Annotated in this window: 18 protein-coding genes and 4 pseudogenes; 11 read left to right on the top strand and 11 right to left on the bottom strand. The window is 70.4% G+C overall.

Annotated elements, in window-relative coordinates; translation table 11 throughout:
* The first annotated feature begins 534 nt into the window (after positions 1 to 534).
* Entirely contained in the window at positions 535 to 852 is a 318-nt protein-coding gene (locus HYE82_RS04740; RefSeq protein WP_179172642.1) for a hypothetical protein, read from the top strand.
* 25 nt (positions 853 to 877) lie between these two features.
* Here the strand turns inward: HYE82_RS04740 and HYE82_RS04735 are convergent, their stop codons facing one another.
* Together HYE82_RS04735 and HYE82_RS04730 are read right to left on the bottom strand one after the other, a co-directional pair.
* Positions 878 to 2,095 (bottom strand): glycosyltransferase, encoded by a 1,218-nt coding sequence (locus HYE82_RS04735; protein ID WP_179172641.1) that lies wholly within the window; start codon positions 2,093 to 2,095, stop codon positions 878 to 880.
* 377 nt (positions 2,096 to 2,472) lie between these two features.
* Positions 2,473 to 2,868: a RidA family protein gene (locus tag HYE82_RS04730; RefSeq protein ID WP_179172640.1), complete on the bottom strand. Its 396-nt coding sequence runs from the start codon at positions 2,866 to 2,868 to the stop codon at positions 2,473 to 2,475.
* A gap of 135 nt (positions 2,869 to 3,003) precedes the next feature.
* Between HYE82_RS04730 and HYE82_RS04725 the strand changes: the two genes are divergently transcribed.
* A complete protein-coding gene (locus HYE82_RS04725; protein ID WP_179172639.1) occupies positions 3,004 to 4,002 on the top strand; it encodes a YafY family protein in 999 nt (332 codons plus the stop codon).
* A gap of 22 nt (positions 4,003 to 4,024) precedes the next feature.
* Here the strand turns inward: HYE82_RS04725 and HYE82_RS04720 are convergent, their stop codons facing one another.
* From HYE82_RS04720 to HYE82_RS04710, 3 genes are all read right to left on the bottom strand, one after another.
* Positions 4,025 to 4,447: a hypothetical protein gene (locus HYE82_RS04720; protein WP_179172638.1), complete on the bottom strand. Its 423-nt coding sequence runs from the start codon at positions 4,445 to 4,447 to the stop codon at positions 4,025 to 4,027.
* A 676-nt stretch (positions 4,448 to 5,123) separates the two neighbouring features.
* Positions 5,124 to 6,254 (bottom strand): serine hydrolase, encoded by a 1,131-nt coding sequence (locus tag HYE82_RS04715; RefSeq protein WP_179172637.1) that lies wholly within the window; start codon positions 6,252 to 6,254, stop codon positions 5,124 to 5,126.
* A gap of 48 nt (positions 6,255 to 6,302) precedes the next feature.
* Complete coding sequence (locus tag HYE82_RS04710) at positions 6,303 to 6,971, bottom strand: DUF4097 family beta strand repeat-containing protein (RefSeq protein ID WP_179172636.1); 669 nt, start codon at positions 6,969 to 6,971, stop codon at positions 6,303 to 6,305.
* 221 nt (positions 6,972 to 7,192) lie between these two features.
* Here HYE82_RS04710 and HYE82_RS04705 point away from each other — a divergent pair, with 221 nt between their 5' ends.
* The 3 genes from HYE82_RS04705 to HYE82_RS04700 all read left to right on the top strand — a co-directional run bounded on the left by HYE82_RS04705 (position 7,193) and on the right by HYE82_RS04700 (position 8,751).
* The gene (locus HYE82_RS04705) at positions 7,193 to 7,933 is read left to right on the top strand and encodes a helix-turn-helix domain-containing protein (protein ID WP_179172635.1); all 741 of its coding nucleotides are present in this window, start codon (positions 7,193 to 7,195) and stop codon (positions 7,931 to 7,933) included.
* A 351-nt stretch (positions 7,934 to 8,284) separates the two neighbouring features.
* Positions 8,285 to 8,500 carry a DUF6233 domain-containing protein gene (locus HYE82_RS37675; RefSeq protein WP_309144194.1) on the top strand — a complete coding sequence of 72 codons (216 nt, stop codon included), beginning with the start codon at positions 8,285 to 8,287 and terminating at the stop codon, positions 8,498 to 8,500.
* 23 nt (positions 8,501 to 8,523) lie between these two features.
* Positions 8,524 to 8,751 carry a hypothetical protein gene (locus HYE82_RS04700; protein WP_179172634.1) on the top strand — a complete coding sequence of 76 codons (228 nt, stop codon included), beginning with the start codon at positions 8,524 to 8,526 and terminating at the stop codon, positions 8,749 to 8,751.
* A 119-nt stretch (positions 8,752 to 8,870) separates the two neighbouring features.
* Here the strand turns inward: HYE82_RS04700 and HYE82_RS04695 are convergent, their stop codons facing one another.
* The 3 genes and pseudogenes from HYE82_RS04695 to HYE82_RS04685 form a co-directional block, all read right to left on the bottom strand.
* A complete protein-coding gene (locus tag HYE82_RS04695; protein WP_179172633.1) occupies positions 8,871 to 9,122 on the bottom strand; it encodes a hypothetical protein in 252 nt (83 codons plus the stop codon).
* A gap of 597 nt (positions 9,123 to 9,719) precedes the next feature.
* Positions 9,720 to 11,411: an IPT/TIG domain-containing protein gene (locus tag HYE82_RS04690; RefSeq protein WP_179172632.1), complete on the bottom strand. Its 1,692-nt coding sequence runs from the start codon at positions 11,409 to 11,411 to the stop codon at positions 9,720 to 9,722.
* 822 nt (positions 11,412 to 12,233) lie between these two features.
* Positions 12,234 to 12,632: pseudogene (locus tag HYE82_RS04685) on the bottom strand (IS110 family transposase); the annotation flags it as partial.
* Here HYE82_RS04685 and HYE82_RS04680 point away from each other — a divergent pair.
* Together HYE82_RS04680 and HYE82_RS04675 are read left to right on the top strand one after the other, a co-directional pair.
* Positions 12,612 to 12,932 (top strand): hypothetical protein, encoded by a 321-nt coding sequence (locus tag HYE82_RS04680; RefSeq protein WP_179172631.1) that lies wholly within the window; start codon positions 12,612 to 12,614, stop codon positions 12,930 to 12,932. The pseudogene HYE82_RS04685 and the gene HYE82_RS04680 sit on opposite strands and share 21 nt — an antisense overlap.
* A gap of 143 nt (positions 12,933 to 13,075) precedes the next feature.
* Positions 13,076 to 13,411 (top strand): hypothetical protein, encoded by a 336-nt coding sequence (locus HYE82_RS04675; RefSeq protein ID WP_179172630.1) that lies wholly within the window; start codon positions 13,076 to 13,078, stop codon positions 13,409 to 13,411.
* Positions 13,412 to 13,917: 506 nt separating this feature from the next.
* Here HYE82_RS04675 and HYE82_RS37670 read toward each other — a convergent pair.
* Positions 13,918 to 14,103, bottom strand: a complete 186-nt coding sequence (locus HYE82_RS37670; RefSeq protein ID WP_256986919.1) for a hypothetical protein — start codon at positions 14,101 to 14,103, stop codon at positions 13,918 to 13,920.
* Positions 14,104 to 14,469: 366 nt separating this feature from the next.
* Between HYE82_RS37670 and uppS the strand changes: the two genes are divergently transcribed.
* The 4 genes and pseudogenes from uppS to HYE82_RS39460 form a co-directional block, all read left to right on the top strand.
* A complete protein-coding gene (gene uppS, locus HYE82_RS04665; RefSeq protein WP_309144193.1) occupies positions 14,470 to 15,180 on the top strand; it encodes a polyprenyl diphosphate synthase in 711 nt (236 codons plus the stop codon).
* A complete protein-coding gene (locus tag HYE82_RS04660) occupies positions 15,177 to 16,646 on the top strand; it encodes an oxygenase MpaB family protein (RefSeq protein WP_179172628.1) in 1,470 nt (489 codons plus the stop codon). The genes uppS and HYE82_RS04660 overlap by 4 nt, the downstream gene beginning before the upstream one ends.
* A pseudogene (locus tag HYE82_RS39465) lies at positions 16,621 to 16,965 on the top strand (penicillin acylase family protein); the annotation flags it as partial. The gene HYE82_RS04660 and the pseudogene HYE82_RS39465, both read left to right, overlap by 26 nt.
* Before the next feature lie 82 nt (positions 16,966 to 17,047).
* A pseudogene (locus HYE82_RS39460) lies at positions 17,048 to 17,326 on the top strand (penicillin acylase family protein); the annotation flags it as partial.
* A gap of 376 nt (positions 17,327 to 17,702) precedes the next feature.
* On the opposite strand, the gene HYE82_RS04645 reads toward HYE82_RS39460, so the two are convergent.
* Together HYE82_RS04645 and HYE82_RS04640 are read right to left on the bottom strand one after the other, a co-directional pair.
* Entirely contained in the window at positions 17,703 to 18,332 is a 630-nt protein-coding gene (locus HYE82_RS04645; RefSeq protein ID WP_179172627.1) for a sarcosine oxidase subunit gamma, read from the bottom strand.
* Positions 18,325 to 21,422: pseudogene (locus HYE82_RS04640) on the bottom strand (sarcosine oxidase subunit delta family protein). Before HYE82_RS04640 ends, HYE82_RS04645 begins: the two are co-directional and overlap by 8 nt.
* Positions 21,423 to 21,427: the final 5 nt, after the last annotated feature.

The raw sequence follows: 21,427 nt of genomic DNA, 5'->3' as shown, positions 1-21,427 counted from the left end.
TTTGAACTCCGACGTGAACGAGCGGCGAGGGCGAGGCTTCTTCTTCCCCATGCTCTCCATGATGGACATCATCCTTCCGGGACCGAAGCCCCTGATCACTGATGTCCGTCAAAGCGGATCAAGCCCAGTGCCCTATCGAGAAGATTCTGGAACGGGCCAGGGAACCTCTGCCCGTCCTCATCGCGGACACCATCGAGGAGGTTTCCACCTGTGGACCGATCCTCTGGTGACCCGGGTTCCCACGGATGCCGGCGGGAGGTGGTTGAGCGCCGCAGGGCCCCGTCGTGTGAAGGCGTGCCTTCACGTTCCGGTGGGCAGGTGGATCTGTCCGGTACTGGCGTCGTCTGCGACGCTGCCCTCTTCGAGGGCGCGGTTCCAGCCGTCCTGGTAGAGCTTTAGGCCCTCGGGCGGCAGGTCGAGACCGCCGTGGACACGGACGGTGCTGGTATCCCACGGCCGCCGTCCGTCGTGGCGTGGAGTGAGCAGGACGCCGAGGGTGGAGGATTCCCCGGTCGTCCGGTGAGGGCGGACTTCGTGGTGGAGCAGCTGAACGGGGGCGGCAAAGGCTCCCTGGATGGTGCGGTCGAAGCGAGTGGCCGCACCGACGATGAGCAGGCCGGTGCCGTCTTCGTGGAGGAGGCGTCGGAAGCGTCATTTGCAGTGCTCGGCAGGTACGTGGGGGACCTCGCGAAGCATGTCGAGGAGGAGGTGGCCTCACTCGGCACGGGCCGCGACAGGGAGGCGGTCGAGGTCGGAGAGGACGGTGAAGCGGTTGCGCGGCCTCTCTGGCGTACCGAGGTGGCAGTGCAGCCCGGCGCCAGGCACTGTCTTTGGCAGGACGGGTCCGCGTGATTCTCGCGGACCCGTCTCGCTTCTCTCAGCTGACAGCATCGAGCAGCAGTTTCGCGCCCACCATCGCCCCGTCGGTGCGGACCGTGCCGGCCACGGCCTGCGCCCGGCTGCCGGTTTCCGGGTCCAGGGCTGTCTCGAGCGCAGCCGACAGGGACCCGACGGTCGGAACCGGGCCGTCGTGGGCTACGCCGATGCCCAGCTCGGCCACCCGGCCGGCCCAGTACGGCTGGTCCGCCAACTGGGGCACCACCACCTGCGGAGTGCCGGCCCGAGCGGCCGTCGTCGTCGTACCAGCGCCACCGTGGTGCACGACGGCAGCCACCCGTCCGAACAACTGCTGATGGTTGACCTCGCCGACGGCGAAGCAGTCGTCCCCGTCGTCGATGAGGCCCAGTTCCGCCCAGCCGCGCCCGATGAGGACCCGGCGGCCCTTCGCGCGGACCGCCTCAATGGCCAGCCGGGCCGCATCCTCCCCGGCGCGCACGGCCATACTGCCGAACCCTACGTACACGGGCGGCACGCCCGCATCCAGGAAGGCCACCAGCTCCGCCGGAAGCGGCCGCCCGTCGGGCAGCACCCACGCGCCGGTCTGTACGACGTCGAGGTCCGGCGTCTCCAGCCACGGGTCCAGCACCGGGTCCGTAGCCAGCCACGGCCGGTCTCCGAAGGCGTAGTCGCGGACGTTGTCCACCGGGGGCAGGCCGATCGACGCCCGGCTGGTGTTCAGCGCCTCACCGAACAGCGCATTGATGCTCTGAGCGTCCAGCTCCCACAGTGCCCGGTTGTCGGTCACCTCCGGCGGGAACGGCCGCCCGGGGTACGCGAGCGGCGGGCGTTGCGGCGAAGGCAGGGTCAGCTGCTGGAAGATCGCGGACACGTAGCGGATGCCCAGCTTCTCGGCCACAGACCGCGCACCGGCGATGGCCGGCATCGCCCCCGTCGCCAACAGTACGTCGCACCCCTCGGCCGCCGCGGGCATCACCTCCAACTGGCTGGCGATCAGTTCCGCCGCACGCTGCGGCAGATTGCCCGTCGACGGCGGGGGAGCTGCGGTCGTCAGCGCGCGTGCCGACTGCCCGACACCCACCACGGACACGCCGACCCCGGCCAGCCGCTCCGCGAAGTCCTCGTCCGGAGGTGCACACACCCGCACCTCCGCACCAAGCTCCCGCAACCGCACCGCGAGCCCCACCAGCGGTTCGACGTCCCCACGCGACCCATATGTCGACAACAACACACGCACTTCGTTGATCTCCTATTTACGTAGCTTCTTGGCCAGGCAGTCCAACCTGGGTCGGCCTGGACCCGGGCGACGGCCGTGGCAAAGGCTGTCACCCGGTAGCGGCGTCCGATATCAGTGCCGGGGTGGATGCGCCCACATGGACACTCTCTTCTGTGTCCCACCACCGCCGAACCGTTCGCCCCACTGCGATCAAGGCTGAGCCGACGGGGCAGAAGCGTGGCGAGTTCGCCCCCGGATCATTCCGAAGTAATCCAACCACGTCGAAGATCATTTCGTTGGGAGTTCCAAGGCTTGCCCGGTGCTGAGCAGCTCCACAGCGGCGAGGCCTGCCCGCTCGGCACCGGCAATCCCCCGAGCGGCAGAGGCGGCGAGGTCGCTCAGGCGACGGCGGTCCCCTCGAGCTCGACCATTTGGCCGGGGATCGCCAGCCTTGTCACCCCGAGCATCGTGGTGGTCGGTGCCACCCCCGCGGCGCCCAATCGCGACGCCAGCACGCCGTAGTGCGGGAACAGTAGATCGACGTCGATGGTGTAGAGGTTGAGCCGGACGAGGTTCGCGAGGGACATGCCGGCCTCGCCGAGCACGGCCTCCAGGTTGTCGAGGCTCAGCGCCAGCTGTGCGGCCATGTCACCGTCATGCTGCGGCTTGCCTTCGCCGCTCATCGCGGTCTGTCCGGAGCAGTACAGGGTCCGGGTGTGCCCGGAGACGATCTCGCCCTGGTTGAAGCCCATCTCCACGGACCAGGTCACCGGGTTGACTGCCGTTCGTTCCACTGCCACATCAGCTCCATGCGATTCGTTGGGAGTACGGACGTCATCGGCGCGTCAGTCGCCATTGATGACGTCGACGCTCACGAGCCTCCCAAGAAGAGATGACACCCTTGGTCATGTATTCGATAAGGTCCTCGTATGCGCGCCGATCGGCTGGTCTCGCTGGTGCTGCTGCTGCGTCAGCGCGGTCGGCTGACCGCGGACACACTGGCCCGCGAGCTTGAGGTGTCCACCCGTACCGTGCTGCGCGACATCGAGGCGCTGTCCGCAGCCGGCGTCCCGGTCTACGCCGAACGCGGTCGGCACGGCGGGTTCGCGCTGTTGCCCGGTTTCCGGACCGAGCTCACTGGGCTGAACCAAGACGAGGCCCTTGCCTTGCTGACCGCCGGATCGGGGCGCGGCGAGCAGGCATTCGGACTCGGCTCGGCGCTCGCTTCCGCCATGCGCAAGGTGGTTGACGCGCTACCCGAAAGCCATCAGGCCACCGCGAGCGACGCGGCCCAGCGATTTCTCGTCGAGCCGAAGACCGACCTGCTCTCACGACGGCCGGTCACCGAGGAGGTGCCCGGCACGACAATGATCGAGATCCGGCGCTCGGTGCTCGCCGGAAGCAAACTGCGCATCCACTACGCGGCCACGGACCAGGCACCGCAGTGGCGCACGGTGGACCCGATCGGTCTGGTCACGGTGCGCGACCGTGGTTACTTGCTGGCCACGAGATCTGGCGCGGACCGCACCTACCGGCTGTCGCGGGTGCTGGCCGCCGAGGAACTCCCCGAACCGGCACAGCGACCAAACGCGGTTGATCTGGACCGGGTCTGGCGGGAACGCTGCGCACAGTTTCTATCCGGCGACCATATCGCCGTGCTGGTACGGGTGAACCCTGAGCGGCGGGAGGACCTGCTGAGCACTGTGGTGGCCGTCCGTGCCGCAGAACCCGACGCAGACGGCTGGCTGCGGCTGGAGGTGACGTTCCAGGATCTGAGACACGCCGAATGGGCGCTGTGGCAGCTCAGCACGGACGCGGAAGCCTTGGCCCCGGCGTTACTGCGCACTGCCCTTCGCAACCGCGCCGCCGCGATCGCCACCCGCTACGAGGCCAGAGTCCACGACGCAGCCATCAATGAGTGGCTGTGACCAGCACATTTCGAAACACCCCCTACAGGAGTTCATCGGCTCGGTCGGCGATCTGCTGCTGCTCTTGGCGGCGCTGCTGCTCTTGGCGGCGCTGCTGCTCGACTTCCTCGCGGCGTCGGGCTTCGGCGGGCTCCTCCTGGACGACGACGTCGGCGTCCGGGTGGTACGGGCCGCCGATCGTGGCGAGCAGCACGATGTGCTGCCACTCCGCGAGCTCCGCTTCACGGCGGCCGCCGTCGTCGGCCGCGGCTTCGTCGCGGCGGTCCAGGTGTGCGTGCAGTTCGGCCTCCTCGAGAGCCTCTCCCGCCTCGCTGGGCGTCATGCCTCGCGCGCGGCGCCGTACCGAGGACCGGCCGATTTGGGCGTAGTCGATCGGCGTGTGCGGAGCGCCGGCGCGGCCGCGGGCCTCGGGGACACGGCGCCGCCACCCGTCGGACGTGTTCATCAGGTCTCGCTTTCAGTTCGGTATCGGAGACGGGGGCTGGCGGGTGATGCAGTTCGGCGGGCCGGTGAACGAGGTCTACAGCGCTCTTGAATTGCGCTGCTAAAACTGGATGTCGAGCCACTCCACGTCGGCGAATTCCACCTTCAGGCCCGCGCGGCCATCGCCGCCTTGAACGGAAGTAGGCGTCTGCGATGGCCTCCGCGACCAGCTTGTGCAGGTCGCTGTCCGTCGCTCCTGTCTCCTGTGCGGCCAGGATGGCGGCCGGGTGGGCGGGGGCGACGGCCACGCTGAGGTCGCGAACCGGCCCGCGTCTGCGGTGCCGTCGCGGCCGAATCCGAAGTACGCCCGGCAGGTGATGACGAGGCCGCCTGAGCTCGCTGCTCGCTGCCGTTCCTGTGCTCTGACCTGCGGTTTCCGCTCAGGTTGGGTCTCGTGGGTCAGGGGCTCCTGGAGCCGCTTGTTCGGCTTACTGGAGGCGCTGGAGAGCGTCGGGCGCAGAGCGGACGTCAGTGCGACGCAGAGTTGTCTCAGTGGCTACGGCTGGTGTACTGGGCGAGGCAGGGCGGTGCTGTCCAGTCGCCGATCCAGTGTTGCGGGGAGGGCTGAAGCCGAGGTCAAGCCCGGGGATGAATCTCCCCGTGAAAGTTGAAGAACCGTTGGATGCCTGTGACGCTGCTCAGCGCGCCGGCCGGGCCGGTCCGGCCGTCTGCCCGCCGCCGAACACCTCGTTGACGAGCCGCTGCTGCGCCTTCGCGAACAACGCCCCCGCCTGCGCGAAGTCGAGTTCGGCGTCCCCGGTGGTCAGCGAGGCGGTCAGGGTCGTGGCGCCGTCGGGCGTGCTGTACATCAGGGCCGCCCAGCCCCACATGCCGCCGTTGTGGGTGTAGATGGTGCCGCCGTGGTCCGTTTCCTGGACGAACAGGCCCAGGCCGTAGCCGAGCTTGGGATGCGGCGTGCGCATCTCGGCCAGCAGCGGCGTCGGGAGGAGCTGGCCGCTCATCAGGGCTGAGAAGAACGTGTGCAGATCCCGGGTGGTCGAGATCATGTCGCCGGCTGCGGAGATCCAGGAGGCGTTCGCGCGGGTGACGTCGACCGTCTTCCAGTGGCCGTCGTGCCGGTACGTGTAGTAGCCGTGGGCGTGCGGTTCGGGGATCTCCGGCGAGGCGTCCGGCACCACGGTGCCCGACAGGCCGAGCGGAGTCAGGATCCGCCGCTGCATCTCCTCGGCGAACGGACGGCCGCTGACCTTCTCGACCAGCAGCCTGGCCAGGACGTAGTTGGTGTTGGAGTAGCTCCAGTCGGTTCCCGGCTCGAAGCGCGCCGGCTTGGACAGCGCCAGCCGTACCAGCTCCTCCGGCCGGTAGGTGTGGAACAGGTTGTCCACCCAGTCCTGGCCCTGCCAGGGGATCCCGGGTGCGGTCGTCCCGTCCTCGTAGTACTCGCCGGTGAAGTTGAACAACCCGCTGGTGTGCTGGAGCAGCATCCGCACCGTGACCCGCCGGTCCAGCCCGTACTCGGGCAGGTGGTCGTCCGCCGGGCTGTCCAGTCCGATCCTGCCGTCGGCGACCAGCAGCAGTACCAGGGCCGCGGTGAAGGTCTTGGTGTTGCTGCCTATCCGGAACCGTCCGTCGGTCGGCGGCTTGGCGCTCTCGCCCAGCTTGCCCACCCCGGCGCTGCCGACCCACTCGCCGTTGTGGTCGTTCACGCGCAACTGCACCCCGGCGAACCCGGAATCGACGATCTCCTGGACGGCCTTCTGGAGCTCCGGCCGGTCCTGTCCGGCAGGGCTCTTCGGTGTGAGGGACATGGTGGTGTGCTCCTTCGTGTCTGCTGTGAACGTGGGTGGCCGCTGTGCTCAGATGCTGCGGGCGGTGATGTCGCCGTAGGCGGTGGTCGCCTGGATGTTGAGGGCCCTGGCGCCGTCGGTGTTGTTCAGGGCGTTGAGGATGCGACCGTGGGCGGTGCCGGCGTCGAGGGTGGCGGAGACGCCGCGGGCTGCGCCGACCGCGATCTGTCCGTGCTCGGTGCGCAGGGTGACGGTGCCGCGGACGGCTTCGGCGATATGGAGGTCGCCCTTCTGGGTGGTGATCTCGGCGGGGCCGCCGAGGCGGCCGACGGAGACGTCGCCGGCCTGAAGGGCGAGTCGGGCGGCGGCGGTCTCGTCGAGCTTGACGGTGCCGTGCGCGCTCTCGAAGGCGACGTCGCCGAGGCGGCCGACGCCCCGGAGCCCGGCGCTGGCCGTCTTCGCCTCGACGCGGGAGCCGGCGGGCAGCTGGACGGTCACCTCGACGGAACCGGAGCTGCCGAGGATCCGGTTGTTCGCCTCCCGGGCCTCGATGCGCAGGACACCGTCGGCGTAGGCGACGTGGATCCGCTCGGCGGCCTTCACGTCACGGCTCTTGGAGGCGTCCGCGGGCAGGACCTCGACCGTGGTGTCGCCCCGGTCGGCGGCGATGAACCGGATGCGTCCGGCGGGGACGTCGAGAACGGCGGCGACCGGGGCGGGGGTGTTGAACATCTGCATGGTGCTCTCCTCCGACTCGTGGTTTCTGACAGAGGAAACATTAAGTTGCATTCAAGGATCTGGCAACGGATTCGTTGCGCTTACCGAACATCAATGCAGGTCAGGGTGGGAAAATTGTTGCAACGGCTCTGAATTCAATGCAACAACCCCGTCCTCTTCGTTGCAATGGGTCTGGCTTGAACGCTATGGTGGAGACATCACGGACCACGAAGGAGACCCCGATGCCGGGAGGCAGGCTCACCCAGCCCGAACGTCAGCAGATCGCGCTGGGACTGGCCGACGGCCTCGCCTACGCGGAGATCGCCAGACGCCTCGGCCGGCCGACCTCGACGATCACGCGTGAGGTGACGCGCAACGGCGGGTCGACCGCCTACCGCGCCGACCTCGCCCACCGGTCCACCGGACATCGCGCCCGCCGCCGCAAGCAGGCCGCTCCCCGAGAAGCGGGGGCGCCACCGCAGCCCCACGGACGCGACGCGGAGGCGGTACGCGAGTACGAGGAGGTGTTCACCACCGTCTTCATGCAATCGGGCCTGCCCAGGATGACGGCCCGGGTCCTGGTCTCCGTCTTCCTCTCCGACGCGGGAAGCCTCACCGCGTCCGAACTCGTCCAGCGCCTCCAGGTCAGCCCGGGTTCCGTCTCCAAGGCGGTCGGGTTCCTCGAGAACCAGGGCCTCGTCCGCCGGGAACGCGACGAGCGCCGCCGCGAGCGCTACGTCGTCGACGCCGACGTCTGGTACCAGTCGATGATGGCCAGCGCCCGCTCCACCGCCCAACTCGCCGCAACCGCACGACAGGGCGTCGGCATCCTGGGCCCCGACACCCCGGCCGCCGCCCGTCTCGACAACGTCGCCCGGTTCGTCGACTTTGTCTCCGAGAGCATCGTCCGCGCCGCGGGCCAAGCCCGCGAAATCCTCCACACGAAACCCGAAACAGCCCCGGAAGACACCGCCACGCCGTGAACACCGTCGGGACGTCGGGGGACGCCCCTCAGGCCGCCGCGAAGGCCGTGCGCCAGACGCCCGGGCCGCCCTCGCGCCAGCCCGACGGCCGGTCGCGCGCGTCCTTTCCTGACTTTCCTGCGAAGCTCTTCCCGCACCCGGCGGCGGTGAGCGCGTCGAGCTGCCGCTCCAGTTCTGCCCGCCGGTCGACACCCGGGCGTACCCGATTCTGATCCCGGTGCGCACGAGCGGCTCGGCGACGAGCGCGTCCGCGTCGTGCGCTGACTCCTGAGTGGTCGTCATGGCTCCGGATCATGTCGGAAAACGGCGGTCCAGGGTTCTTGAACGCCTGGTCCATGGGGCCGTCATCCGGTGGGACTGGACATCGCGGCAGAAGCGGAGGACCGCCGCCAAGGACGTGCCAGCCGGTGCCACGGTCTCCCGGTCCGCGTCCACACCGGGGACTGCTGGGCCACCGGCACGCGATGCGCGCCCGCGTCCGCGGAGCAGGTGCGCCGGCTGCTGGCCGAGGGCGTGCCTGCCTGTATCCACTGCCGCCCCGACACTGCACTGGGGGTGCTGGAGTGACCGGGTACCGGCAGGGTGGAGAAATGAGCCCCCGCCCGCGGGTGGTCGTGTATCCGCCGAACGCCCAGGGCGGGCGCCGCGTCCGCTGCGACGGCGAGATGCTCGGCCGCGCCCTCGGCCCCGCCGACCTCCTCGAATTCCTGCGCAGGGCCGGCCTGGACCCCGACGTCGTCCGCCTGGACGACCCCCTGCTGATCGAGTGGCGCGGCGGCGGGCCGGCCGTGTGGACCCCGGACATCGGCGGAACGTGAGCGGCCCGCACCCCAGGGAAGCGCAGAGCCTACCCCTGACAGGGGCAGGCTCTGTTCGTACGGCGGTCAGCCGGTCAGCCGCCAGCCCGCGACCGGGCCGACGTGGGGGCGCTGACTGCTCAACGTTTGGCGAGCTCGGCAAGCTTGGCGGACAGGTTGACTATGGCGTCCTTGATGGTCGCGCTGTTCTTTCCAGCCGCCTCGGTGAGGGCTTTGATGGCATCCGCGAGTTCGACGTTGCTTTGGGCGAGGGCCAGGTTGGCGGCGGCTTGGGACTGCGCGATTTCGTCGGGGTGCGCCGGGTTCTTGCGGTCTACCTGCTCTTGCTTCCTCTTTGCTGCATCGATCAGCGTTTTCGCTGTCAGAGCCAATGATCCCCCTCAGCCGTGACTTGTCTCCGTACGATAGATCGCTGGGTGCGGCTGGAGTAGAGCGTCCGGGTCGGCCGGCTCCGGCAACAGCACGGCGAGCATGGCGCAGATCACCGGCCGCGGCGGGGCGAGGTCACGGAGCAGGGGCCCGCAGGGCCGGCATGGCCGCGTTCGTCATCGCTCTACCCCCACCGTATACAACTCGGTCAGGGGGATCTCCCACTCTCTGCCGCCGCCGGCGTCCGCGCGACGTGGCCGCGTGCAGGCGCGCCGGGGCGAGCCACATGTCGCCCGAATCGCCGTGATCGCATGGCCGTAGTCCTCGGCGCCCGCAACGACCGGCACTGGCCGTCCAGGAGGAGACCTGCTCGGACTGCTACAGCATCACCCCGCCCATCATGCCGACCACCGCCACCGCGTAGCCCCGACACCAGCAGGCCGGCACCCCATGGACGGGGTACCCGGCCCTCACCCCTCACGGAAGGAAGGGCACATGGAGGAGATCAACCCGGTGGCCGAACCGGGTTCCCTCGTGGACCGGTCCATGGCCGCTATGCCTGACATAGACGGCGGCCTCCGCACCCGTCTGCGGCCGCCTCAGGTGTAGGTGTACGGCACGGGGGATGTGGCCGTGGCTCCGGTGGAGGTCGTCGCGACCACGGCCACGGGGCCGGGGGTGGCCGTCGGCGGTGTGACCGTCTGGACCTTGATGGCGGACATGACCTTGAACGAGAGAGCCGGAACGCCGCCGAACGTGACGCCGGTCACCTGGGACAGGAAGGTGCCGTTGAGGTTCACGACACGGCTCCCGGTGCGCGGCCCCGAGGTCGGGCTGATGCTGGTGATCGTGGGACTGCCGATGTAGGTGTAGGCGAGGCTGTTGGAGACGCCGCCCTTGCTGACCATGTAGAGCGGGACGGTGCGGGCGAGGGCCGACGGTGGGACGGTCACGGTGAGCTGGGTGTCCGACAGGACGGTGGCGGGTACCTCAACGGTGCCGAACCGTACGGACTTGACCCCGACGAACCGTTGTCCGGTGAGGGTGAGGACGTTTCCGCCGCTCATCGATCCGGAGGCGGCCGAGATCTGGTTCACGACGGGCAGCCGGCGGTAGTAGTAGTGGCCGACGATCGCCGTTCCGCCGCTGGCGGTCACGGTGACCGGCACGGCTGATCGGATGCCGGAGGGCGCGGTGACGGTCAGGGTGGTGTCGCTGACCACGGTGAAGTCCTTGGCCAGCCGGGTCCCGAAGCGGACGGCGGTCGTCCCGAGGAAGCCGCGGCCTTTGATGGTGACGGTCGTTCCGCCGCCGTGGGGGCCGGTGTTGGGGGAGATGGCGGCCGGCCTTCGCAGGACGCGGACCGTGTTGGCGCCGTGGTCGGCGACGTACAGGTATCCGCTGTCCGGTGTGGTTGCGACCTGGTGGGGTCCGGTGAATCCGGGGATCGTTTCGCTGATGCTGTTGCTGCTGGGGTTGATCACCGTCAGCGAGCCCGCGCCGGTCATGGACGCGTAGACGAGTGTTCCGTCCGGGGAGGCGGTCAGGTAGGAGGGGTTGCTCGCGACGGTGATGGTGTCGGTGACGGTGTGGGTGGCCGTGCTGATGACGCTCACCTTGCGGGCACCGGAGTTCGCCACGTACACACGGGTCCCGTCGGGCGTGGCGGCCATGCCCAGGGGGGCGTTGAAGCCGGTCAGGGTGGTCGCGACGGTGTTGCTCAGCGTGTTGATCACGCTCACGGTGGTGCCGGTGGAGTTGCTGACGTAGGCCCGCAGCCCGTCGGGGCGGACGGTGATGGCCTGGGGGCCGTTTCCCACGGCGATGGTGCCGGTGACGGTGTGGGTGGCCGTGTCGATGACACTGACGGTGTTGGCGCCGGAGTTCGCCACGTAGACGCGGGTCCCGTCGGGGGTGACGGCCAGCCCGCGCGGAGCGTTGAGGCCGCCGATGGTGGTGACGAGGGTGTCGGTGGCCGTGCTGACGACGGCGACGGTCCCCGAGCCGGGCAGGGTCACGTAGAGGTTCTGGCCGTCGGGGGTGACCGCTGCGGCCCACGGGCCGGCCCCCACGGCGATGGTGGCGGCGACGGTGCCCGCGGCGGTGTCGATCACGCTCAGGGTGTTGCCGCCCGAGTTGGTCACGTAGGCGCGCAACCCGTCGGGCCGCATGGCGACGGAGTGGGGTGCCGGCCCCACCGGGATCGTGTCGGCGTCGGCCACCAGGGGCAGGGCGGCGGACGGGAAACTTCCGGACTTCTCGTCCTCTGGCGGGGCTTGACCGACTGGCATTGCCGACTCCTCTCGACCGGACTCCCGAATTCGACGAGTGTCAGAGCGAGTTGAGGATTTCAGCCCTGCAGTCCCATAACCTGGCGCCCGTGACCTTCAGGAGTCGATTCCGCGCGTACTTCCCCGAATCGTCCCACCCGCCGCGACCCTGCACAATTGGTCAACCGGAGCGCCCGGGCGCACATGTGACCAGCGGGAAGTAAATACATCTTGTAATATTCACCACTGAGCACGACTCCGCCGCCCGCCGTCGGGGTTTCTTACAGCGGCCTACGGCACGTTTCCGGCGTATTCCGGGTGGCTTCCTAAGGGCTTGCAGGGAATCAAGGTGCTGCTTCCCGTTCTGACGCTCGTTGCTGTGGTATTGATCCGAAACAATAAATGACTGGTTGCGAGAGTTCTCAGCACATGCCGAAACCGATCACGTTGCCCCGAGTCGGGATTCGCAGAAGTCCTCTCAAACCAGAGCGTGGTGCGAGACAGTCCTGACAGACATCCGGCGTGGATCTGATGCTCGATCAAGCTGCAATCGCGGTGGAACGAAACGACTATTCTAGGTGCGAAGCCCCGTCGGGCAGTTCCTGCCCCCGTTATGCCGGTGCCCGAGGCCCCGGCCAGGGGCGGCCGTGAACCGGCCGGACATCATCGTCCCGCAACGGGCGACCCGGGTGGTCCTCCCCGGCCGGCAACGGCACCGACCCTGAACTGATGGAACGTCACCTGGCAGGCCCTTGGCCCCCCACCGACAAAATGCTGGACACGCTCGTTTGAACAGAGCGAGGACGGGACGAACGCGCATGCTCCGATCATCCCAGGCTCCGTGTCGGCGGTGATCTCGTCGGTCAGCTCCAGCGAGCGCAGGGTGTGCGGCATGGTGCGGGCGGCGTCCGCGATCACCGCGGCGTCCTTCGCGTCGGTCTTCGCCTCGCCCGGGTAGAGGTCAGCGATCCGTCGCATCGCGAGTCCGGGCAGGTAGGCGACCTGGCAGCCCGCGTCGCGGGCGACGGTCAGCGGCAGGGCGCCGATGGAGGCGGGCTGGTCGACGACCACGAGGACGGTGCCGAACTTCGCGGTCAGCTTGTCGAACACGGCCCGCAGTTTCGGCTCGCTGTTGGGCAGCGGTTTGTCGAAGAACTTCTTGCCGGCCGGGGTCAGCCCGTGGCCGTGGTGTGTGCTCTTGCCGACGTCCAGGCCGAGGACGTGAACTACACCGCAGGCCAGACGGTCCCGAACCAAGTGATCGTGCCGGTCGGCAAGGACGGGTACGTCGAGCTGTACAACGGCGGCTGGAACGCCGTGGACCTGATCGCGGACGTCACCGGCTACTTCGATCGTGCGGCTGCCGATGGCTACACCGCGCTGAACCCGGTCCGTTTCGTCGACACTCGCGAAGGCCTCGGCGCGGCGCTCGGGCAGGTCCCCGGCCAGGGCACCTTCGGAGTCCAGATCACCGGCTGGAACGGCGTCCCCGCCGGGGCGCTCAACGTGACGAGCACCAACCCCCGGGAGGCGGGCACCTGACGGTCTTTCCGAGCGGTCAGCCCGCCCCGTCCACCTCCAGTCTGAACTTCACTGCCGGACAGACCGTAGCCAACTCGGTCATCGTCCCTGTCGGCGCCGACGGAAAGATCAACGTCCGCAACGGGGCCGGGGCCGGAACCGACGTGGTCATCGACGTCGTCGGCTACTACGGGGTCGGCAGCAAGGCGGCCTTCGCCACGTGGAGGCGCGGCCTCCCGGCGGAAGGCGGCCCGGTCCGTCACATCGACTCCAGGAGCCTGCCTCCCAACACCTGGCCCTGTCTCGCCGGCGGCTACTACGCCCTGCACCTGAATTCGCCGAACCGCGACGCCCTCCCCATCGAGGCCCACGTCACGAACCTCACCGTCACCACCACGACCGGAGCGGGACACCTCTCCGTCGCCCCTGACCCGAACTCGGCCCGCGCGTACCAGTACGGGTACGGGTCAAACCGCCTCGCCCCACCGCCTCCGCGCTGAACTGGACGGCGGGCAAGGACGTCTCCAACCTGGTTCAGGCCAAGACCGGCCCCCACGGTGTCATCGATCTCTGGAGCCAGAGCAGCCGGGAGGTCCACTACATCGTCGACTGGTTCGGCGAGTACGACGCCTACTGATCCACAGGCGGGCTTCCGAAGACGGCGCGCGCGGGTATGGTGTCGCCGGTCCTCCGCTGGCCGGCGGAGGACTCCGCCACCCCGTACGAGCGAGCCCGTCTCGCCGCCGGGGCGCTGACCGCCCGCGTCCACGCGCTCCGCCGCGCGGACCGCCGCGGACTACGCGGAGCTGCTCGCGCTGGTCCGCGATTCCCTGCTCGCCGGGTCCGGGTCAGCGTGCGCAGCACGGCCTGGTCCGGTGTCGTGCAGGTACAGGGCGCGCAGGTCGCCGGTCATCATCCGTCGGCTGGCCGGGCGGGTGTAGTTGTCGATGGCTGCTTGGACGATCTGCTCGTCGAGGCCGGGCTGGTGGGGTCGGCCGCGCAGGACTTAGGAGAGTTGGCGGCGGGCTTCGGCGAGGAGGTGGTGGTGCTTGAACCCGCCGCGCATCACCGACACGCGTTCACCGCGTTGTGCACCCCGGACCGCGATCCGGCACGCGACGGCGGTCAGGAGCACCCTGGACGGCCGCACCAACAGCCAGGTCGCGGTACGCCGAGGGCGGGTTCGGCTCACGCCCAATCCATGGGGCGACGGGGGCGGCGAAGGCAGATGAGGTTGTCGACCGTGGTCACCGGAGAAAGCTGCCGATGCCGAAGGGAATCGGGCATATGAGCCAAGGGTGACGCCCCCCGGTTTGGCCGGCCAGGACCCTTCCGTGCCCTCAGACTCCTGAGAGAGAACGCTCCGGTGGGGAGTGGTTGTGGGCGATACGGGCTGGGCGTGACCGAGCGCGGTAGGGCCGACCGTGCCGCTCCGGGCGAGACGGGGCAGGGTGTGACGGACCACATCGTCAATCGCGCACGCGCGGCAACGGGGGACCGGCCGGGTGGGCGACAGTACAGCGACGAGCAGCGGCGGGACGACGGGCCGGCGCGTGCGGTGCCGCGGCACGTAGCCTGCGTGATGGACGGAAACGGCCGCTGGGCTCAGCGGCGTTCGCTTCCCCGAACGGCGGGCCATCGGGCTGCGGAGACCAGCGTCATCGACATCATCGAGGCGGCCCGGGCCGCCGGAGTCGAGTGGCTCAGCCTGTACGCCTTCTCCACCGAGAACTGGAACCGTCCTGGCACCGAGGTCGACTGCCTGATGCGTTTGGTCCGCCGGGTTGTGCGCAAGCACGCGCCGCTGCTGCTCGCCCGCGGGATCCGCTGCCGCTTCCTCGGGGCCGCAGACCCGCGCATCCCCCGTGAACTGGCCCAGGACTTCGACGATCTGGCGACGCTGACCGCCGGCAACCAGGGGATGACGCTCACCGTCGCCTTCGACCACGGCGGACGCCGAGACATCGTCGAGGCCGCCAGGTCGCTGATCCGCAACGGGACACCCGCCGATGATGTGACCGAGCGGCTCTTCGCGGACCACCTGCCGTTCCCCGACACCCCCGACGTCGACCTCGTCATCCGCACCTCCGGCGAGCAGCGCATCTCCAACTTCATGCTCTGGCAGGTCGCCTACGCCGAGTGGGTCTTCCCCGAGGCGCTGTGGCCGGACTTCCGGGCCCCTGACTTCCTCGCCTGCCTGCACACCTACCGGCGCCGTGACCGCCGCTTCGGCGGCGTGCCGCCCCAGACGAACGGAGACCCGTCATGACGACTGGAACCACGGGAACGGCCGACGAGGCACCCCTGTTCGGCCCGGAATCGCAGTTCCGCGCCTTCTTCGACGACCCGCGCTGGGCGCTGGCCATGATCCGCGCCACCGTGCTGGAGGCCGCCCACCCGCAGATCGGCGCCGCCCTCGCCGACAACTCAACCTTCGTCGCCCACCCCTGGCGCCGGCTGCGCAACACCTTCCTCAGCATGCGGCGCATGTTCGACGCCGACCCAGCGGTACGCAAACGGGAGGCCGCCCGGCTCAACAGGCTGCACGCCCGCATGAGCGGCTCCGACTCCCGCGGCCGCGCCTACGACGCCATGGACCGCGCGACCCGCGCCTGGGTGGTCGCCACCCTCTACGAGAGCGCCGTCACCATGTGCCGACTGAGCGGTCAGCCGCTCGACCAGGACACCATGGAGCGCATGTACGCCGAGTACCGCGCCTTCCTCGCCGCGCTCGACGGCGACGCCGGGGAACTCCCCGAGGACCTGAACGACTTCTGGCGGTACTTCGACAGGGTCGTCGAGGACGAGCTGGAGAACACCGAGGCAGCCCGCATCATCCTCTACCGGCTCTTCGACCACCTGCCCGCCCCGGCACTGCTCGACGGCGCGCCGACACTGTGGGCGGCCGGCCGGGCCGTCGTCGGTCCGCTCCTCGGCGCGATCACCGTCGCCTCGCTCCCCGAGCCCTACCGGCGCCGGGCCGGCCTGCCCGAGATGCCCGGCGCCCCGACCCTCATGCAGGGCGCCTACCTCGCCGCCGGGCTCACACGCTTCCTGCCCGAGGGCTGGATCAATGCCGAAACCATCATCGAGGCCCTCTCCCTCTCGCCCGACAGCGACGACCCCCGCGCCCGAACCGTGACCACGCTGCGTTCCCACATGAAGCGGGCATCGGCTCTGCTCCGCCTCCTCACACCACTGAGCGGTAACACCGGCCCCTACCCGGTCCCGGACGCCTCGGCGGCCACGGGAGAGGGCCGGCGCTCGGCGGAGGAGTTCTTCCGCCAGGTGCTGGACCAGACTGGCGACGGCCACCTCGACTGGCCTGACCTCGCCGCCATGGCCCGCGAACTGGCCACCCGCCTTGACCTGGACGAACCCGAGGAGACCCGGCTCTACGACGCCTTCGCCGCCTGGTGGCGCGAGCTCCAGTCCGCCCTCGACACCAACGGCGACGGCCGCGTCAGCGCCGACGAGTACGCCGCCGCCGTTCCCTCCCTCGCCGGACCCGCGCTCATCCGCGTCGCCGAGGTGCTCTTCGACGCCACCGACAAGGACGGCAGCGGGACCATCAACGCGGACGAACACCGGGCGCTCTTCCGCACCGCCTTCCACCGCGACCTCACCACCACCGACGCCACCTACGGCCGCAGCGCCTTCGTGGGCGACTTCCTCTCCTTCATGTCCGGCCGCCGCAGGAACACCGCGTATGACCCCCTTCTCGCCGACGCCTAACGAACTCGTGCATGTCGCCTGCCACGGCTGCACGCTTCGTACCACGTCCGGATTTGTGGGAGTGTCGTGGCGCCCATCGCGGCGAGTGGTTCGACGAGCCATGGTCTGGGCGACGGCCCGCGGCACCATCGGCATGCGGGCCGCCGGCCGGGTCCAGGTTCGCCCCGGCTTGGACGAGCTGTTGCCGGTTCCCGGTGACGGACGCTACGAATGGGACGGCACGCACCCCGCCGACGCCCTGCAGACCGTGATCGACCTGCCCGAGGACCTGCTGCCCAGCGCCAACGAGAGGAACCTCCCCGAGGACTTCCCCCACGACCGCCACACCATCGGCTCGACTGGGACCACCGCTACCGCCATGAACGCATCGCCGAAGTCCTGCGTAAGGCAAGGACGTCACCGTCGAGCACTGCGTACGCCTCCAGGCCGACACCGTGAACAGCGCGGCCCGCCCGATCCTCGCCACGCTGGTCGACCGCCTCGGGGACGGGGCGGGCGCGGGCCTGAACCCCGACCTCCGCTCCGCTCTCCCCCTGCTGGGCCGCTGGGACGGTGACGAGCGAGCGGACTCCGCCGCAGCCGCCCTGTTCCAGATCTGGCAGCACCGACATCTGCGCCCGGCCCTGCTGCGTCACGCCCTCACCCCCTCTGGTCCCGGCCACCGCTCTGCCGGACGCGCTGGCCCGACTCCTGGTGGACGAGGAACTGGGAGCTCATGTCGGGCCTCGACGACTCGGCTGCGTACATCGCGGTCCGGGTGGGCCACCGCGGCATCGAGGGCGACTGCCGGGAGGTTCTGGCGCCACAGGAAGCCGGGGTTGATGTCGAGCAAGCGGATCAGCAGCTCCTCGGGAGCCGCCCGGTTGTGGCCGAGGGAGCCCCGGCCGTCGACCGGCTCCACCAAGTCGTCGGGTGTCATGGGGCACCATCCTGCCTGGTGTCGGGGGTCGGCCGATCGGCGCAGACGTCAACCACGTGAAGCGGCCTCGCGGTGTCGGGCCGGCCCTCCTCGCCGGCGGTGCTCGGCCCGGGGGGTTGGGCGGTCCGTCCTCCGGGTCACGCCCCGGTCGGGTCCGCTCGGCCCTGGGTGTACTCCAATGCGGCGTCGAGGAGCCATGCGGCGAGGTAGCCGGCGAACGAGGAGCACACCAGGACCCAGAACCCGGGCCTGCACCCGTCGCGTGGGACCAGCACCACCTGGGCTCGGGCCAGCGTGGTCTGGGCGCAGCGGCCAGCGCCGAATGTGCGGGGATGCAGGTCGAGGGAGCAGCCGTGAGCGAGGAGTTCGCGGGCCCGGGCTCCAGCGACGAGCAGCGTGGTGCGCTGGGCCGAGACGTCGACGACCGCCGCGTGCCGGTCGCCGACGGCCTCGCGCAGTCGGGCTTCGAGGTGGGTGCGCGTTCCGGCCGGGCCGACGACCAGCCATTCGTCCGGGCCCAGCCACAGGGCGGCGAGCCCGCCGCCGCGCGCAACGGTGTTGGGCTGCGGCGGCAGGGGGAATCCGAGGGCGAGTGCGACGGCGTCCGCCGCCGGCCCCTTGGGGTCCAGCCGCACGTTGACCTGGGCGAGGAAGGGGAGTTCGGCCAGTCGCAGCGCACCGCCCGAGGCGCGGGTGGCGCGGGCGAAGCGTCCGGCGTACTGGGACAGCGGGCTCAGCAGGCCGACGTGGTGAGCGGTGTCAGCCATCGCGGCGTGCCCCCTCGGGGTCGTAGAGAACGGCAGGTGCGACCGTGACCGGGACCAGCTCCCCTCGCACCGGCGCGTACAGCCGGTCGCCGATGCGGTCCCGGCCGCCCTTGACCAGGGCGAGGGCGAAACTCCGGTGGAGCGCTGCGCTGCGGTAGCTGGAGGTGACGTGGCCGAGCATCGGCACCGGTGGCTCGGCCAGCGGGGCGGCAGCGACCAGTTGGGTGCCTTCGGGCAGCAGGACTGCGGGGTCGTCCGGCAGCAGCCCCACGAGGTGCTTGCGGTCGGGCCTGGCGGTGTCGGTCCGGGTGTACGAGCGCTTGCCGATGAAGTCGGGCTTCTTCCGGGACACCACCCAGTCCATGCCGAGGTCCTGCGGGGTCACGGTGCCGTCGGTGTCCTGGCCGATGATCGGATAGCCCTTCTCGGCGCGCAGGACGTGCATGGCCTCGGTGCCGTACGGGGTGATGCCGAGCGGGCGGCCGGCCTCGTACAGCGCCGTCCACAGCGCCGGGGCCTGCCACGGCAGTACGTTGACCTCGTAGGCCAGCTCGCCGGAGAAGCTGATTCGGCAGACCCGGGCCGGAATCCCGGCGACGGCCGTGTCGCGCCAGGCCATGAACGGGAATCCGGCCGCGCCCACGGCGAGCTGCGGGGCCAGCTCTCGCAGTACGTCCCGGGAGCGCGGCCCGACCAGGGCGACGGTGGCCCACTGCTCGGTGACCGAGGTGCAGTGCACGCGCAGATCGGGCCACTCCGTCTGGAGCCACTCCTCCATCCAGTCCAGTACGGCCGCGGCGTTGCCCGTCGTGGTGGTGACGAGGAAGCGGTCGGCGGCGAGGCGGATGGCGGTGCCGTCGTCGAAGACCATCCCGTCGGCGCGGCACATGACGCCGTAGCGGATCATGCCGACCTTCAGGGTGCTGATCATGTTGGTGTAGAGCCGATCCAGGAAGACTGCGGCATCCGGCCCCTGTACGTCGATCTTGCCGAGGGTGGAGGCGTCCATGACGGCGACGCCCTCGCGGGCGGCCCGGCATTCGCGCAGCACCGCAGCCGCCATGTCCTCGCCGGGCTGCGGGTAGTACCAAGGGCGTTTCCACTGGCCGACGTTCTCGAAGACGGCTCCGTGCGCGGCGTGCCAGTCGTGCAGCGGGGTCACGCGTACGGGGTCGTGCAGCACCCCCCGGTCGCGGCCCGCGAGCGCGGCGAAGGAGACCGGCACGTACGGAGCGCGGAAGGTCGTGGTGCCCAACTCGGAGAAGTCGACGCCCAGCAGCTGCGCGGCGACCGCGCCGGCGAGCACACCCGAGGTTTTGCCCTGGTCGTTCGCCGTGCCCGCCGTGGTGTAGCGCTTGAGGTGTTCCACCGACCGGAGGCCGGCGCCCGCCGCGCGGGCGAGGTCGTCGACGGTGACGTCGCGCTGGAGGTCGACGAAGCAGCGCGCCGTGTCGGCCCCGGGCACCACCCACAGGTGACGGGGAGGTGTCCCGGGCTGATCGGCCACCGACGGAAGCGGGAGGGCGTTGTGGACGGCGAAGCCCTCGGATTCGAGCGCCCGGACCCCCGCGGCCCTGCCCTCGGCCAGGCAGCGGGACAGGGCGGACTCGCCGCGTGCGGCGCCGACGGCCTCCACCGCCTGGCGGCAGCCGTCCGGTACGAACGTCCCCAGCGCCGCGTCGTGGCGCAGGCGCCCGCCCGCCTGGCCGAACAGGTGGACGACCGGGTTCCAGCCGCCGGACACGAGGAGCAGATCGGCGGCGATCTCGCGGGCGGCGGCGCCTTCCCCGAGGAGGGACACCGTCACGGAGGAGACCTGCGGTGCGCCCGCCGTGCCCGTCACCGCATGCCCGGCGAGCACCTCGATCCCGGCCCCGGCGGCCCGGCCCGCCCACGGACCCGGCTCGGTCCGGGCGTCCACGACCGCAGCGACGTCCACGCCGGCCGCAGCCAGGTCCAGTGCGGCCGCGTAGGCGCTGTCGTTGGTGGTGAACACGACCGCGCGGCGGCCCGGGACGACTCCGAACCGGTTGACGTACGTACGGGCGGCGCCGGCGAGCATCACGCCGGGGCGGTCGTTGTCGGCGAAGGCGAGCGGGCGTTCGTGCGCGCCGGTCGCCAGGACGACCCGGCGTGCCCGGATCCGCCAGACCCGCTCGCGTGAGACGTACGAGGGGGCCTGCGCGCCGAGGTGGTGGGTGCGGCGTTCCACGGCGAGTACGTGGTTGTCGTCGTAGTACCCGAAGACGGTGGTTCGGGGCAGCACACGGACCTCGGGCGCCGCTGCGAGCTCCGCGCCGGCCTCGGCCGCCCACCCCGGCAACTCGCCCGTGCCGAGCAGGCTGCCGCCCGGCTCGGGCTGGTCGTCGGCGAGGATCACGCGCGCCCCGATGCGGGCGGCGGCCGTGGCGGCGGCGAGACCGGCCGGCCCCGCGCCGACGACCAGCAGGTCGCAATGGGCGTGCACGGCGTCGTAGCGGGCGGGGTCCGGTGCGCCGGCGAGCCGGCCCCGGCCGGGCAGGCTGCTCGCAACGAGACCGTCGTACAGCTCGACGGCCGTCGCAGCGAGCATCGGTTCGGGGAACGGCTCCTCGATCTGGACGACCGCGTTCGGCTCCTCGACTCCGGCGGTGAAGATCCCGCGCGGCCGGCCGAGTCTGATGCTGGTGCCGGTCTGGTGGACACCGCAGGCGAGCAGGGCGGAGGCGAGGGTGTCGCCCCGGTAGCCCCGGTACTCCACGCCGTCGAAGCGGAAGGAGAGCGGCTGGTCCCGTCGGATGCGGCCCCCTCGGGGCAGGCGGAAGGGCGCGGTCATGCGGTCACCGGCCTCGGCTCGCCGGTCCGGTAGACGGCGAGGATCTCGTTGGTCGCTGTGTCCCGGACGGCGTTGAACCAGCGGCGGCAGCCGTCCGCGTGGCTCCACCGCTCGGCGAAGGGCCCCTTGGGGTTGTCGCGGAAGAAGAGGTACCGGGCCCACGCCTCGTCGCTCAGGGTCGCGGGGTCCGCAGGATAGGGCACGTGTGCCTGGCCGCCGTAGTGGAATTCGGCCTCGTCGCGGGGCCCGCACCAGGGGCAGGGGATGAGCAGCATCGTCG

The sequence above is a fragment of the Streptomyces sp. BR123 genome, from assembly GCF_013401435.1.
In the GTDB taxonomy this organism is placed as follows: Bacteria; Actinomycetota; Actinomycetes; order Streptomycetales; family Streptomycetaceae; genus Streptomyces.
This window is presented reverse-complemented; position numbering and strand designations above follow the sequence as displayed.